14 protein-coding genes, 1 other RNA gene and 1 pseudogene are annotated in these 14,872 nt (G+C 29.5%); 10 read left to right on the plus strand and 6 right to left on the minus strand.

Annotated elements, in window-relative coordinates; translation table 11 throughout:
* Genes ABNK64_RS01225 through ABNK64_RS01235 form a run of 3 tightly spaced genes read right to left on the minus strand, consistent with a single transcriptional unit; the run spans window position 1 to window position 1,990 of the window.
* Complete coding sequence (locus ABNK64_RS01225) at window positions 1-1,269, minus strand: GspE/PulE family protein (protein WP_349763217.1); 1,269 nt, start codon at window positions 1,267-1,269, stop codon at window positions 1-3.
* Entirely contained in the window at window positions 1,266-1,442 is a 177-nt protein-coding gene (locus ABNK64_RS01230; protein ID WP_291256155.1) for a hypothetical protein, read from the minus strand. Before ABNK64_RS01230 ends, ABNK64_RS01225 begins: the two co-directional genes overlap by 4 nt.
* On the minus strand, window positions 1,439-1,990 hold the full coding sequence (locus tag ABNK64_RS01235) for a type II secretion system protein (protein WP_300341615.1): 552 nt from the start codon (window positions 1,988-1,990) through the stop codon (window positions 1,439-1,441). Before ABNK64_RS01235 ends, ABNK64_RS01230 begins: the two co-directional genes overlap by 4 nt.
* A 188-nt stretch (window positions 1,991-2,178) precedes the next feature.
* Between ABNK64_RS01235 and smpB the strand changes: the two genes are divergently transcribed.
* From smpB to msrB, 6 genes are all read left to right on the plus strand, one after another.
* Complete coding sequence (smpB, locus tag ABNK64_RS01240; RefSeq protein WP_291256153.1) at window positions 2,179-2,619, plus strand: SsrA-binding protein SmpB; 441 nt, start codon at window positions 2,179-2,181, stop codon at window positions 2,617-2,619.
* A gap of 46 nt (window positions 2,620-2,665) precedes the next feature.
* Window positions 2,666-3,016, plus strand: a transfer-messenger RNA (tmRNA) gene (ssrA, locus tag ABNK64_RS01245).
* Window positions 3,017-3,331: 315 nt separating this feature from the next.
* Complete coding sequence (locus ABNK64_RS01250; RefSeq protein WP_349763219.1) at window positions 3,332-4,966, plus strand: AAA family ATPase; 1,635 nt, start codon at window positions 3,332-3,334, stop codon at window positions 4,964-4,966.
* 157 nt (window positions 4,967-5,123) lie between these two features.
* A complete protein-coding gene (locus ABNK64_RS01255) occupies window positions 5,124-5,777 on the plus strand; it encodes a cytochrome c biogenesis CcdA family protein (RefSeq protein ID WP_291256151.1) in 654 nt (217 codons plus the stop codon).
* A gap of 11 nt (window positions 5,778-5,788) precedes the next feature.
* Window positions 5,789-6,295, plus strand: a complete 507-nt coding sequence (locus ABNK64_RS01260) for a redoxin family protein (RefSeq protein WP_291256150.1) — start codon at window positions 5,789-5,791, stop codon at window positions 6,293-6,295.
* A 65-nt stretch (window positions 6,296-6,360) separates the two neighbouring features.
* Window positions 6,361-7,251 carry a peptide-methionine (R)-S-oxide reductase MsrB gene (msrB, locus tag ABNK64_RS01265; RefSeq protein ID WP_349763238.1) on the plus strand — a complete coding sequence of 297 codons (891 nt, stop codon included), beginning with the start codon at window positions 6,361-6,363 and terminating at the stop codon, window positions 7,249-7,251.
* Window positions 7,252-7,369: 118 nt separating this feature from the next.
* Here msrB and ABNK64_RS01270 read toward each other — a convergent pair whose 3' ends face one another.
* From ABNK64_RS01270 to ABNK64_RS01280, 3 genes and pseudogenes are all read right to left on the minus strand, one after another.
* On the minus strand, window positions 7,370-8,773 hold the full coding sequence (locus tag ABNK64_RS01270; RefSeq protein WP_349763220.1) for a BglG family transcription antiterminator: 1,404 nt from the start codon (window positions 8,771-8,773) through the stop codon (window positions 7,370-7,372).
* A gap of 47 nt (window positions 8,774-8,820) precedes the next feature.
* The gene (tnpB, locus tag ABNK64_RS01275; RefSeq protein WP_349763221.1) at window positions 8,821-9,960 is read right to left on the minus strand and encodes an IS200/IS605 family element RNA-guided endonuclease TnpB; all 1,140 of its coding nucleotides are present in this window, start codon (window positions 9,958-9,960) and stop codon (window positions 8,821-8,823) included.
* A 19-nt stretch (window positions 9,961-9,979) separates the two neighbouring features.
* Window positions 9,980-10,126 (minus strand): annotated as a pseudogene (locus ABNK64_RS01280) (transposase); the annotation flags it as partial.
* Window positions 10,127-10,276: 150 nt separating this feature from the next.
* Here ABNK64_RS01280 and ABNK64_RS01285 point away from each other — a divergent pair.
* The 4 genes from ABNK64_RS01285 to ABNK64_RS01300 are packed head-to-tail and all read left to right on the plus strand — an operon-like array spanning window position 10,277 to window position 14,799.
* Window positions 10,277-11,425, plus strand: coding sequence for a glycoside hydrolase family 38 C-terminal domain-containing protein (locus ABNK64_RS01285; protein ID WP_349763222.1), 1,149 nt, complete (start codon window positions 10,277-10,279; stop codon window positions 11,423-11,425).
* A gap of 12 nt (window positions 11,426-11,437) precedes the next feature.
* On the plus strand, window positions 11,438-12,814 hold the full coding sequence (gene gmuD, locus ABNK64_RS01290; RefSeq protein ID WP_291256145.1) for a 6-phospho-beta-glucosidase GmuD: 1,377 nt from the start codon (window positions 11,438-11,440) through the stop codon (window positions 12,812-12,814).
* 2 nt (window positions 12,815-12,816) lie between these two features.
* Window positions 12,817-13,698, plus strand: a complete 882-nt coding sequence (locus ABNK64_RS01295; protein WP_349763223.1) for an ROK family protein — start codon at window positions 12,817-12,819, stop codon at window positions 13,696-13,698.
* 15 nt (window positions 13,699-13,713) lie between these two features.
* The gene (locus ABNK64_RS01300; protein WP_349763224.1) at window positions 13,714-14,799 is read left to right on the plus strand and encodes a DUF871 domain-containing protein; all 1,086 of its coding nucleotides are present in this window, start codon (window positions 13,714-13,716) and stop codon (window positions 14,797-14,799) included.
* The last annotated feature ends 73 nt before the right edge of the window (window positions 14,800-14,872 follow it).

A 14,872-nucleotide genomic window follows, 5' to 3' on the forward strand; every position in this document is an offset into this window, starting at 1 on the left:
CTATCCCTGCCTAATAATCTCATCTAATGAGGTTATTCCCAGAATACTTTTCTCTATTCCATCTTCAATAAGAGATTTCATTCCTTTCTCTTGTGCAACAGTTTTTAATTCATGTATAGATATTCCTCTATCTATTAGCTCTCTTATCTCTTCATCTACTATGAAAATCTCAAATATAGCTGTTCTTCCTACATAACCAGAGTTATTACAATGTTCACAACCTCTGCCTGTATAGAATATTTTATCACTATATTTCTCACTATCTATTCTCATAAGAGATAGTTTTCCTCTAAAGTGTTTATCTATCTCTTTACAATGAGGACAGAGCTTTCTAACCAGCCTTTGAGATATTATCCCTATAATTGAAGCTGACAACATATACTTCTCTATTCCTATATTTAGCAATCTATAAATACCGCTCACAGAGTCATTAGTATGTAGGGTAGAAAGAACTAGATGTCCTGTCAATGCCGATTTTACTGCTATTTCTGCTGTTTCATAATCCCTTATCTCTCCAATCATCAAAACATCAGGATCCTGTCTCAAATATGATTTTAGTATTGTTGCAAAATCTCTTCCTATCTCTTGATTATATTGTACCTGATTTATCCCGTCTAACTCATACTCAACAGGATCTTCTACTGTTGAAATATTTATACTCTCTGTATTTAACCTCTTTAGAATAGAGTAGATCAAACTACTTTTTCCCGAGCCCGTAGGTCCACAAGAGAGTAGTATCCCACTCTTTTTATTTATTAGCTGTACTATCTTGGCATAATCCTCTTCTAAAAATCCAATATTTTCAAGGTTGAAGTCTAAAATCTCTCTATCTAAAATTCTAATTACACCCTTTTCTCCATTTATTAATGGAACTATTGAAACTCTGAAGTCTATTACTTTTTTGTCAATCTCCATCTGAAATTTTCCATCTTGAGGAAGTTTTTTCTCCGTTATATCTAAATGAGAAATTATCTTGAGCCTTGATATTAAAGACATATGTAAATTGAGGTCCAATACCATCTCTTCATATAGTATTCCATCTACCCTATATCTGATTCTTGTCCTATCTCTCATTGGTTCAATATGAATATCACTAGCTTTTTTCTTAACTCCTTGAAGTATGATTGCACTCAATCCCTTCACCACAAGAGAGTTATCTGATTCTAGAGAGTTATCTATTTTTAAATCTGCTGTATTCCTACTCTTTTTAGGTAAATTATGCAACTCTTTAAAGATGTCCTTCAGCTTATCAGAATTATTTTTTATCATAAACTCTCCCTCACCACATAAATTTCATCTAAGTAATCATCACCAGAAATTACAACATAGGTAACATATTCTACCAATTTTACCATAATTCTCACTTTTACAATATTATCACTTGGAATATCTCCATAAGAAAACATAGAAATAAATAGAAACATAATTAAGAAGAGCCTCATTCTACCTCCCAATCACTTTTAACATTTTCCCAGTGATTATGATAATTTAAAATATCATCATATTTAGCACTTTTATCTTTTCTATTTCTATAAATATTTATTCTCATATACTTTATAATATCAAATCCATAAAAAGATATCCTATATCTTGCTATATCACTATAATCAAATATATAGATACTAAAAGATGGTGTAATATTCCCATTATTCGTTATTCTTCCTCTGAACACCTGAGTTGGTCCTTTATCATAAATTGTAATATAATTTAATTTTTTAGGAAGATATACTTTGTCCAGAATAACCATTGTATTCTCATAGATTCTAATATCTTTTCTCAAATAATTTAACTCTATATTTAAATTTTTCTTACTGTTAAAAGCCTCTGCTGAATAGGTTGCAAACACTTCATATATCTCTGTTTTTGCCCTTTTTATCTCTTGACTCTCAACATAGTTTCTCAACCAAACAAAACCTAGTGTTAGTGAAAATAGAACTAAACTTATCCCCACCAAAATATTCAATAGATAAAAACCTCTATTCTTACTCATCAACCCTCTCCTCTTATCCCAAGTATACCCCACACTGTGAAATTTATCTAGTAGTTCACTCTATATAACTTTTATATTATATATATTCATTGTAAAAATAAAACTACTTAATTTTTTGAAAAATTATAGTAAAAATATCTAATATGAGGTATAATTTATTTGAGAAATAAAGATATTTGGAGGATTTTATGATTTTAGCTAATAATAAAAAAGCTTTTTTTGACTATTTTATAGAAGATAAATTTGAAGCTGGAATAGAATTGGTAGGTAGTGAAGTTAAATCTGCTAAATCTGGTAAATTGAGTATAAAAGAATCATTTATTAGAATTATTAATGGTGAAATTTTTATTATGGGAATGTCAATTGTTCCTTGGAGTTTTGGAAGTGTCTATAATCCAGAGGAGAGAAGAGTTAGAAAACTTCTCCTTCATAAAAAAGAGATAAGAAAACTTCATGAAAAAGTTACTCAGAAAGGATATACTATAGTTCCTCTTGATGTACATCTTTCAAAAGGATATGTCAAAGTTACAATAGCTCTTGCTAGAGGTAAGAAAACATATGACAAGAGAGAATCAATAGCAAAAAGAGATGTTCAAAGAGATATTCAAAGAATGTCAAAAATTAGATAGAAAATTTTAAAAAAATATGATATACTATTATGTACAATTTAATAATGGGGATGCAAAGGTTTCGACGGGGTTATTAGGTTATAGGTAGCATGCCAGGGTGACCGCTGTGAGAGGTCAACTCATCGTTTAGATGGAAACAGAAATTACGCTTTAGCTGCTTAATTAGTCAGCTCATCTCTGGTTTCTCTCTTCTGTAGGAGAATCCAACCGAGATGTTACCAATATACAGATTACCTTTAGTGATTTCTCTAAGCTCAAAGGGACATTTTAGAGGATAGCTTTAGTCAGCCCTGTCTGTGGGAGTGACTATTGCGAAATCTAATAGCAGACTAAGCATTGTAGAAGCCTATGGCGCTGGTAGTTTCGGACACGGGTTCGATTCCCGTCATCTCCACCATTTCTATCCATATCCGCTGGGATATCACGAAGTCTGATTTCTACGTGGTTAGAGTAGATTATTATAGAGTCTATAAATGCTTCAATTATAGACTTTTTTATTTGAGGATTTTTGAAGTTATCTTTTAAATTTTTTAAATAAAGGGAGTTTTCAAACATTTTTGTTGAAAGCTCCCTTTTTAATATCAAAGTAGCTAAAAATAATAAAAATACTAAAGAAAAGAACAGAGAAAATATTAACTGTAAAATAGGTTTTTTCTTTATAATATGGTATAATAAATAATCATATATCCAATGAAAGGAGAGTAGTATAACTATGAAAAAAATACCTATTGCAGTGGAAGACTTTAAAGAAATTATAGAACAAGATTATTATTATATTGATAAAACAAAGTTTATAGAAGATATATTAAATGATGGAGCAAAGGTAAAATTATTTTGTCGTCCTAGAAGATTTGGAAAGACTCTTAATATGTCTACATTTAAATATTTCTTTGATATAAAAAATAAAGATGAGAATAGAAAGCTATTCAATGACTTATATATAGAAAACTCTCCATTGATAGATGAACAAGGAAAATATCCAGTAATATTTCTTAGCATGAAAGGAATAAGTAGCACTAATTTTGAAGATGCTCTTGATAAAATCAAAGAAAAAATAGTTAATATTTATGAAGATTATCTATATATTTTGAATAAATTAGATGAGAAAAGTAGAAATAGATATAATGCTATACTTGATGGTAATATAAATAGAGCTCAATTAGAAAGTTCATTGTTATTTTTAACAAAAGCTTTATATAAATATTACAGTCAAAAAGTAATTGTACTAATAGATGAATATGATTCTCCCATTATGAATGCCTATGAAAAAAGGTATTATACTGAAATGAAAGATTTTTTTAAAGCTTTCTATGGAGATACACTTAAAACTAATGATTACTTACAAATGGGAGTTCTTACTGGAATAATAAGGGTAGCTCAAGCAGGAATATTTTCTGATTTAAATAACTTTACAAACTATACAATATTGAATAATGAGTACAGTGATAGTTTTGGATTAGTAGAAAGTGAAGTAAAAGCTGTGCTTGATTATTATAATATTGGATATGATATGCCAGAGGTAAAAGCTTGGTATGATGGCTATAGTTTTGGAAAAAATGAAATATATAATCCTTGGAGTATTTTAAAATATGTACAATTTAAAGAAGAAAAATCTTACTGGGTAAATACTTCTGGAAATGCTCTGATTTTAAATATGTTATTAGCTTCAAATTCAACTGTATTTGACAACTTAAATGATTTGATAAATGGCAAGGATATAATGGTATATATCAATGAAAGTATAAGAATGGGAGATAATCTTTCTCCTAATAATATTTGGGAGATCATGTTATTCTCCGGATATTTAACAATTAAGGAAAAACTTAGTGAAACAATGTTTACTTTAAGAATACCCAATAAAGAGATACAGAAGTTATTTAAAGGATTATTTGTAGATGCTATTTTTAGAGAGAGTAATAATGTTGGAAGTTTGATTCAAGCTTTAGTTACTAAGAATATATCTCAAATAATAAAAAGTTTAGAAGATGTAGTTGTTAATGCTATTAGTTTCTATGATACAAGTAAAAAGTATGAGAATCCTTATCAAACATTATTAGGTGGATTTTTATATGCCTTAGATGATTATTATATAATGCATCCCAATATGGAAAGTGGTTATGGTAGAGCTGATATAATTTTAGAACCAAGAAATAAAACTTGGGCTGGATATATTTTGGAACTAAAAAGATCTAATACCAATGATATAGAAAAAGAAGCGGAAAAAGCTTTTGATCAAATAGAAGATAAAAAATATGAAACTCTATTAAAGAAAAATGGAGTAAAAGATATAGTAAAAATTGGCTTAGTTTTTGATGGTAAGAAGGTAATAAGTAACTATATTGAATAATGGATAAAATGGTGGAGAGTAAAATCTTCACTATTTTTTATTTTCCAAAAATTTAATATTTTGTTTTTCAAAAAAATAGGTTATAATAAAGTATATCATTTTGATAAACAATTTTTATGATTACTTAAACTAGTTTAAATTATTTCAGGAGGAACATATGATTAATACCGAATTATTCATTGGTGCTGTATATTCAGCTGGATTATTCTCTTTCTTTTCTCCCTGTATATTTCCTCTACTACCAGTTTATTTAGGAATTTTGAGCACAGGAGGAAAAAGATCTATTACAAAGACAATTCTCTTTGTCTTTGGACTTTCAATAAGTTTTGTAATTCTTGGTTTTGGTGCAGGAATTATAGGTTCTATTTTAATAAGTGATCCATTTAGAATAGCAAGTGCTTTAATTATTATAATCTTTGGAATTATTCAAACAGGAATTATTAAAATACCTATTTTAGAAAGGACTAAACTTATTAATGTTGAGATTAGTGAGAGTCTTTGGGGAGCTTTTTTATTAGGGTTTACCTTCAGCTTAGGTTGGACTCCCTGTATAGGTCCAATATTGACCTCTATCCTCTTCATATCAAGTGGTGGTGGAGATCCTATATATGGAGCAACTATGATGTTTATATATGTCTTAGGTCTAGCTACCCCCTTTGTTGTACTATCTTTTTCATCTAAATATTTTTTAAATAAAGTTTCAAAAGTAAAAAGCTATTTAGGTATCTTAAAAAAGATAGGAGGAGTTCTTCTAATTTTAATGGGAATACTGCTTTTAACTAACAATTTAAATATTTTTTTATATTACTAAGGAGGTTAAATATGAAGAGTTTTAAAACTTTTTTCTTACTGACGTTATTTTTTATAATTGGAATGGTATCTTACTCAAGAGAGGTCAATCTATCTAAGCTCAAATTAAAAGATATAGATGGGCAAACATACTCTTTTACAGATACAAAAAATGAAAAATATGTTAAGCTTTGGGCTTCTTGGTGTCCTGTATGTCTCTACGGATTAGATGAATTGGAGGAGATGGGAGCCGAAAAGAGAGATTATGATATTATCACTGTTGTTTCTCCTGGTATAGTTGGTGAAAAAAATACTGAAGATTTTAAAGAGTGGTATAACTCTTTGGGATACAAAAATATTAAAGTGCTCTTAGATGAAAAAGGTGAGATCAACAAAATAGTTAAAAATCGTGTTTATCCCACATCTGTTATTTTAGATGAAAATGGAAATATTAAACAGGTTATTCCTGGACATTTAGATAAAATACAGATAGACTCTCTATTTTCTTCTAATTCAGATAAAAAAAAAGAGGTGAAATAGTAAAGATGAATAATATTGGTGAAATTTATCTAGCTGGTGGTTGTTTCTGGGGAATAGAAGCTTTTATGGAAAGAATACCTGGTGTTATTGATGCTGTCTCTGGATATGCAAATGGAAACACAGAAAATCCAAAATATGAGGACTTAATTTACAGAAATTCGGGACATGCTGAAACTGTCTATGTAAAATATGATAAGGATAAGATCAAACTTTCAACACTATTAAAATATTACTTTAAAGTCATTGATCCTACTAGTTTAAACAAGCAAGGTAACGACAGAGGAACACAATATAGAACTGGGATTTATTATACATCTGAAGATGATATCCCAACTATCAACGCAATTATAGAAGAGGAACAGAAAAAATATAGTAAAAAAATAGTAGTTGAAGTTTTACCATTAGATAAGTTTTATTTAGCTGAAGAGTATCATCAAGATTATTTAAAAAAGAATCCTAATGGTTACTGTCATATCAACCTTTCAAAAGCTAAAGAGGTCATAGTAGATGAAACTCTTTACCCTCTTATCTCTAAAGATGAGTTAAGAAAAAAATTAAATGTTCAACAGTATGAAGTAACACAAAATGGAGATACTGAAAGAGCTTATGAAAATGAATACTGGGATTTTTTTGAAAAAGGTATATATGTTGATATTACAACAGGAGAGCCACTATTTTCTTCAGAGGATAAATACCCTTCTCAATGTGGTTGGCCTAGTTTTGTTAAAGCTATTGTTCCAGAAGTTGTAACTTACCATGAAGATTTCAGTTACAACATGAATCGTATAGAAGTTAGAAGTAGAAGTGGAAAAGCTCATCTAGGTCATGTTTTTGATGATGGGCCAAGAGAAAGAGGTGGAAAAAGATATTGCATTAACAGTGCTTCTATTAAATTTATACCTTATGAAAAAATGGAAGAGCTAGGTTATGGATATCTTAAATCCCTTTTTGAATAGTGAATTTAAAATACCGAATTTTTAATTAAAATCTTTTTATACAAAAGGAAAAAATTACTATATAAATCTGTATAAAATCAGTTCTTGAGTAATTTTTTCCTTTTTCTATTATGGTAATCTAACAAGATAACATCTTTGATAAAAACTCATATTTTTTTATTGTATCTATAACTTTTTTTACTGAATTTGTAGAGTTTAATGTATCTAAAAATTTATGATTATCTACTAGCTCTAAAAATGAGTTGAGAGCATCTAAATAATCTTTAGATTCAGTTGTACAAAAAGCTAGAAGATATTTAACTTTTCTATTCTCAGGAAATAGAACAGCTCTATCCAGTGTAACTAAAGCCATTCCAGAGTTCTTTACACCAACAGATATATCTCCATGTGGAATTGCCAAAAGATCAGTTATAACTATGTAAGATCCATACTGCTTTATTTTATCTACCATAGTTTCTATATATTCCTCTTCTATATTTCCACACTCTAACAGTATTTTTCCAGATTTTCTAATTGCTTCCTCCCAAGTTGTAGCAGAGAGTTTTAACTTTATATTATCCACATTTAAAAAATCTGAGAGTTTTTTTCCTTCCACACTTAAATCATCAATTACCTTTCCTTCTAATATAGTTTTAAACTCCTCAATCAACTTAGCTCTATCCCTTATCTCACAATTTGAGCTGACACTTTTAAACAAGGTTGATAAGAGTATTCTATTTGAATGTTTTGGTAAGTTATAGCCATCTAAAATCTCAATATCCTCATTTTTCAAAATTGGATGTACTGATACTATTGGAATCTCTGTATTCAATTCTAACTTTATCAAAGTAGTAATTATGAGATCTATATTATCAGATAATGTTATATTACTCAATTGATTTAAAGGGATAACCTCTAAAATATTTATATTGTAACGCTCCTTTAACTGTTGTTCTAAAAGCTTAGATGTTCCATAGCCATAGCCACATATTAAAATAACATTTTTACTCTCTTTTTTTATAACTTTATTTCTATCAATAGCCCCTTTAAAGTGTAGTGCTATAAAAGCTATCTCATCATCTGTAATCTCTATTCCTATAAACTCTTCTAGTATTTTTAAGTCCTCTCCAACATCTCCTAATAGTTCAGGATAGTTTTCTAATACCTCATCATAGACAGAATTTTCCAGCTTAATCCCATTCTTTATTCTATGAATAGTTGGCTTAATATGATTAACCAAACCATTAACTAAACTTGTATCTCCATTTAAATCAACTCCATATATCTTTTTGAAATGAAGTATTATTTTTTTTACAATTATCTCTATCTCGAGCCACTCTTTATATGCAGAATTATTAAGAGAGAGATTACTGCAACCTAAGAAATAATCTGTTAATTTAACCAATTCAAAATCAGAGATCTCTATCATAAAATTAGCCTCTAAAAATGAGATTCCCTTCTGTGAACCTCTCCCACTTAAATTTACTTCGTAATTTTTGAAGTGGGAGCTTCTTCTTGGGAAATAGTTGCTTTTGTTAGCCAACTATATTTACCAAGCTATCCCCGTAGTTCCTACGGTTCTTTTTATTTTTAGACAACTTGTCTTATTCTTAGTCCTTCAGCTAGTATATTTTTACTTGCATTTATATCTCTATCGTGGTGTGTATTACAAATTGGACAAGTCCACTCTCTTATATCAAGAGTTTTCTTGCAAGCTCTATGACCACATACAGAGCATATTTGACTTGATGGATATAGTCTATCTATTTTTATTAGTTCTTTGCCATACCATTTCGCCTTATACTCAAGTTTATTTACAAAACTAGCCCAAGATACATCTGCGATAGATTTTGCTAATTTATGATTATGAAGTAATCCTTTTGTATTTAAGTTTTCAATACAAATAATATCGTGGCTTTTGATAATATATGTACTTAACTTATTTAAGAAATCTATTCTCATATTCATAATTTTTTCGTGTATCTTAGCTACTTTAATTCTTTGTTTTTGATAGTTTTTACTTTCTCTTAATTTTCTATTTTCTTTCTTAGCTAATAAAGCTCTTCTTGAAAGTTTTCTCTGTTCTTTTCTTAATTTATCTTCTAGTTGCTTTCTAAATTTAAGATTTTTTATTTTCTCTCCAGTAGATAAAATAGCCATATCTTTAATACCTAAATCAATTCCTACTGCTGAATTTGTTTTAGGTAGTTCTTCTATATCTGTTTCACACAAAAGAGAGATAAAATATTTTCCACTTCCTTTGCGTGAAATAGTAGCAGATTTTACTTTGCCTTTTATTTCTCTCTGCACTTTTACTTTTATTAATTCTTTCAATTTTGGAAGTTTTAACCAATTTTCAAAAATATTTACAGTTCCATTTTGATTATTAGTCGTATAACTTTGTACAGGATTTTTCTTGGATTTGAATTTAGGAAAGCCTACTGACTTATCTCTAAAAAAGTTTTTATATGCTTTATCTAGATTCATTTGAGCATTAGCAAGAGCAAGACTATCAACTTCTTTTAGAAATTCATATTCTTTTTTATATTTTGCAGGGGTAGGATATTTTATTTTTTTATCAACATTACCCTTACTCTCCTCATATGCTTTAAGTCTATCATTTAGCATAAGATTATAGATAAGGCGAACACAACCAAAAGTTTTACTAAAAAATATTTTTTGTTCTTCGCTTGGATAAATTCTAAATTTATATGCTTTTAGCTGTTTCATTAGTCTACCTCCTTCAAAATTATTTACTCTTTTGTCCTTGTTCCTCTATATACTTTTTTATGACTTCAACTGGAGCTCCTCCAGTGGTCAACAAACAAAAACTTTTAGATCAAAACATTTCTTTCCAAAGATATTTTTTTGTATATGGAAATTCTTTTTTTATTATTAATACAGCAAAAATACTGAATGACAATTACTATCTAATTCCATTGCTTTCACTCCTATTTTTATATACCTACTGATTATGTTATATCACTTTATCTTCTAAAAGGCAATAGAGCAATTCATCGCACCACCTATAGAGGTGGGTGACTTCTTGCTCGTTAAGTTAACCCTTCTAAATAAGAGAGATAATAAGATTATAGAAAACTTCATATATTTTGAAGAGAGTGGAGATGATGGAGATACATATGATTACTCTCCACCTATTATTGATAATAGGGCAATTACACAGATCTCTGATGAAGATGTTGAAATAAAAAATGGAACTCTTGTCAAGTTGATGAAACTTAAAGGAGTTATACATTCAAGTAACTCTTTAGAGGAAAGAGAGAAATATATATTCAATGGAAAAACTCCATATGAATTGAGAATTGAATTAGATAACTCAAACAACATCAAATTTCATATTGAGATAGAAAACAATAGTAAGGATCATAGAATAAGAGTCATAGCAAATACTGGTTTAACTTCTAACACTTCCATAGCTGATACTCCGTTTGGAACTATCGAAAGAGAGAGCAATCCTATCAGTTTAAAAAATTGGAAGGAGTTAAAATGGAAGGAGGAGCCTACTCCTATATATCCTTTTATCAACTTTGTATCACTTAGATCTAAAGAGGGAGCTATGAGTATCTTAGCTAAGGGAATTAAAGAGTATGAGATAATTGAAAATAATAAGATCTCCCTAACTCTATTTAGAAGTATTGGATTCTTAGGTAAGCCTGATTTAATCAGAAGACCTGGAGTAGCTTCTGGACAGGAGTTTAAATATATTGAGACACCTGATAGTCAACTTTTGAAAAAAATGATTTTTAAGTTTGCAATTAGATTTGATAAAGAATATAATAGTAATATAATTAAAAGAGAGTATCAAAAATATGCTGTGTCAACATTGGACTACCAAATTCAAGAGTTAAATAGATTTACAAATACATTAAAATATTTTGTTATGCACCCTCTAAAAACTAAACTTAATAGATTTAACAATCTAATCAACTTAGATAGTAGTAGTTTAAGTTTTTCAGCTATTGTTCCTATTGATGAAAATAGTTATGTTTTAAGATTGGTAAATACTTGTGAAAGAATAGAGACTACAACAATAAATATAGAGTTTGGAAGCAACTATGAAAGAGTGAATATGCTCTATGAAAAGATAGGTGAAAACTCTAAAATTAAAGCTGGAAAGATAGCTTTAAAAGATATTAAACCTGGTGAAGTGATTAACTTAAAAATTTATAGATAAAGGAGTAAGGTTATGATTAAATTTAAAGAGAATTTTTATTTTGGAAGTGCCTCTTCTGCCACTCAAAGTGAAGGAGCTTGGAAAGAAGATGGAAAGGGAGAGAATATTTGGGACTACTGGTATGAGACAGAAACATTTAGATTTCATAATGGTGTAGGTCCAGCTGATGCCTCAACATTTTATAAAAACTATAAAAAAGATATTCAACTTTTAAAAGAAACAGGACATAACTCTTTTAGATTTTCTATAAGTTGGTCAAGAATGTTTCCTAATGGATTTGGAGAGGTAAATCCTAAGGCTATTGAGTTTTATAACAATGTTATCAATGAACTACTAGCTAATGGTATTGAACCTTTTGTAAATCTATTCCACTTTGATATGCCTATGTGTATGCAAAATATAGGTGGTTGGGAAAATAGAGAGGTTGTTGACCACTATGCTAACTTTGCAAAAACTTGTTTTATAAATTTTGGTGACAGAGTTAAAAGATGGTTTACTTTTAATGAGCCAATAGTTCACGTTGAGTGTGGTTACCTATTAGGTTATCACTACCCTTATAAGGTAGATTCTAAAGCTGCTGTACAAGTTGCTTATCACACTGCTTTAGCAAGTGCCTTAGCAATAAAAAATTACAGAGAATTGAAGCTTGAAGGAAAAGTTGGTATTATCTTAAATCTTTCTCCTTGCTATCCTAGAAGTGAAAACAAATGGGATGTAAAGGCAGGATTTATAGCTGACCTATTTGCTAATAGAAGTTTCTTAGATCCAGCAGTTAAAGGTAAATTTCCAACTGAATTGATAGAGATCATTAAAGAGCATGATTTGATGCCTGAATATACTTCTGAAGATTTAGAGATCATTGAAAAAAATACTGTTGATTTCTTAGGTGTAAACTACTATCAACCTAGAAGAGTTGCAGCTAGAGCCTCTCTTCCAAATCCAGAAGCACCATTTATGCCTGAATACTATTATGATCACTATGCTATGCCTGGAAGAAAGATGAATCCACACAGAGGTTGGGAGATCTATGAAAAAGGAATTTATGATATAGGAATCAACATCAGAGATAACTACAATAATATTGAGTGGCTTATCACTGAAAACGGTATGGGAGTAGAGGGAGAAGATAGATTCTTAGTAGATGGTATAATTCAAGATGATTATAGAATAGAGTTCTATAAAGATCATTTAACATGGTTACACAGAGCAATTGAAGAGGGATCTAACTGTATAGGATACCAAGTTTGGACATTTATTGATAACTGGTCATGGTTGAATGCATATAAAAATAGATATGGTTTAGTTTCTCTAAATCTTGCTACTCAAGAGAGAACTATCAAAAAGAGTGGAAGATGGTTCAAACAACTTTCTGATAATAAGGGGTTTTAATGATGGAAAATTACTTAGTTTTTGATATGGGTGGAAGTTCTATAAAATATGGAATTTTAAATGGTAATGGAGATATCCTAAATAACTCCTCTTTTAAAACTCCAGCAACTTTAGATGAATTATATTCAAAAATTTTAGAGATTAAAAATAACTGTGAAAAGTATAATATCTGTGGTGTGGCTCTTAGTTGTCCTGGAGCTGTAAACAGTGATATAGGTACAATAGATGGTGTCAGTGCTATACCATATATTCACGGTCCAAATCTTAAAATTGATTTAGAATCACTATTGAATTTAAAAGTTGAGCTTGAAAATGATGCTAACTGTGCTGCTCTTGCTGAAGTTTGGATAGGTGAAGCTAAAGAAAATAAAGATGTAGTTTTTATTGTTATTGGAACAGGAATAGGTGGAGCAATTGTTAAGGATAAAAAAATACATAAGGGAAAACACCTCTATGCTGGAGAGTTTGGAATTATGTATTTTGAAAATGAACCAGGAATACCAGGAGTATGGGGTTATAACTCAATGGGACAGTTAGTACTTAGACTTTCTAAAAAACTCAATAAAGAGGTAGATGGTGTAGAGATATTTAGACTTGCTGAAATTGAGAAAAATCCCGTTGTTTTAGAAGAGTTAGATAGATGGTATAGTAACTTAGCTAAGGGTATTTTCTCTATTCAATATATCTATGATCCAGAAAAAATAGTAATTGGTGGGGGAATTAGTAGCAATCTAAAAATTCTATCTGGAATTAGAAATAAAATGAATGAGCTAATATCTAAGATTGAAGTTGCTCAAATAGTTCCTGATATTCAAGTTTGTAAATTTAATAACAATGCAAATTTAATAGGTGCACTGTATAATTTTTTAGAGCATAGAAAGTAATTATGGAGGGTTAAAATGAGAGAGTTAGGAATTTCTATATATCCAGGTCACTCTAAAATAGAGGAGGATAAGGAATATATAAAATTAGCAGCAAAATATGGATTTACAAGAATTTTTACCTGCTTACTATCAGTTGAAGGTGACAAAGAAAAAATTATAGAAAACTTCAAAGAAACAATAAACTATGCAAACTCATTTGGATTTAAAGTTGTTGCAGATATAAATCCAAAGGTATTTACAGAATTAAACATTTCATACAATGATTTAAGCTTTTTTAAGGAGCTGGGAGTCTATGGAATCCGTTTAGATAATGGATTTACAGGAAATGAAGAATCTCTTATGAGTTACAATGAATATAACTTAAAAATTGAGATAAATATGAGTAACAGTACTAGATACCTAGATACTATTATGGACTATAAGCCTAATAAATATAATCTATTAGGTTGCCATAACTTCTATCCACATCTTTATACAGGATTAGGTAGAGAGTATTTTAGAGTATGCAATCAAAACTTTATGAAATATGGTCTAGTAACCTCTGCTTTTGTCAACTCTCAAAATGCAACTTTTGGACCTTGGCCTGTAAAAGAGGGAATGTGTACATTAGAGGAGCATAGAGATATGCCTATTGAAGTAGCTGCTAAGGATCTATTTAAAGAGGGAATAAATACTGTAATCATCTCTAACTGCTATGCTAGTGAAGAGGAGTTAAAAAAATTAGGTGAATTGAAAAGAGATCTACTCGATCTATCAGTTATCTTAGTTGACAATATTCCAGCTATTGAAAAGGAGATAGTATTAAATACTCTCCACTACAATAGAGGAGATGTGAGTGATCTAGTTATTAGATCTAGCCAACCAAGAGTTAAGTATAAAGATCATCACTTCCAATTATTTAATCCTGTAGACATAAAAAGAGGGGATATTATAATTGATAGCTCTCTTTATGGAACATATGCTGGAGAACTACAAATAGCTAAAAAGGATATTAAAAATACAGGGAAAACAAATGTTGTAGGAAGAGTTAGGGAGGAAGAGATCTATCTTTTAGACAGTATTGCTCCTTGGGAAAAATTCATATTAAAAGAGATTAAGTAAAAATAGAATAGTTTCAATATATAAGAGAAAAATTTACTTTTAGTTGCTAGTATTTACAATATGCATTGGAGTA

Origin of the sequence: Fusobacterium sp. SYSU M8D902 (assembly GCF_040199715.1) — a bacterium.
In the GTDB taxonomy this organism is placed as follows: Bacteria; Fusobacteriota; Fusobacteriia; order Fusobacteriales; family Fusobacteriaceae; genus Fusobacterium_A.

Coding starts and splice junctions, on each gene's coding strand:
- ABNK64_RS01255 (WP_291256151.1), top strand. CDS start 5,124: ATGATTAATACCGAATTATTCATTGGTGCTGTATATTCAGCTGGATTA.
- ABNK64_RS01235 (WP_300341615.1), bottom strand. CDS start 1,990: ATGAGTAAGAATAGAGGTTTTTATCTATTGAATATTTTGGTGGGGATA.
- smpB (WP_291256153.1), top strand. CDS start 2,179: ATGATTTTAGCTAATAATAAAAAAGCTTTTTTTGACTATTTTATAGAA.
- tnpB (WP_349763221.1), bottom strand. CDS start 9,960: ATGAAACAGCTAAAAGCATATAAATTTAGAATTTATCCAAGCGAAGAA.
- ABNK64_RS01300 (WP_349763224.1), top strand. CDS start 13,714: ATGAGAGAGTTAGGAATTTCTATATATCCAGGTCACTCTAAAATAGAG.
- ABNK64_RS01250 (WP_349763219.1), top strand. CDS start 3,332: ATGAAAAAAATACCTATTGCAGTGGAAGACTTTAAAGAAATTATAGAA.
- ABNK64_RS01225 (WP_349763217.1), bottom strand. CDS start 1,269: ATGATAAAAAATAATTCTGATAAGCTGAAGGACATCTTTAAAGAGTTG.
- msrB (WP_349763238.1), top strand. CDS start 6,361: ATGGAAAGAATACCTGGTGTTATTGATGCTGTCTCTGGATATGCAAAT.
- ABNK64_RS01295 (WP_349763223.1), top strand. CDS start 12,817: ATGGAAAATTACTTAGTTTTTGATATGGGTGGAAGTTCTATAAAATAT.
- ABNK64_RS01230 (WP_291256155.1), bottom strand. CDS start 1,442: ATGAGGCTCTTCTTAATTATGTTTCTATTTATTTCTATGTTTTCTTAT.
- gmuD (WP_291256145.1), top strand. CDS start 11,438: ATGATTAAATTTAAAGAGAATTTTTATTTTGGAAGTGCCTCTTCTGCC.
- ABNK64_RS01260 (WP_291256150.1), top strand. CDS start 5,789: ATGAAGAGTTTTAAAACTTTTTTCTTACTGACGTTATTTTTTATAATT.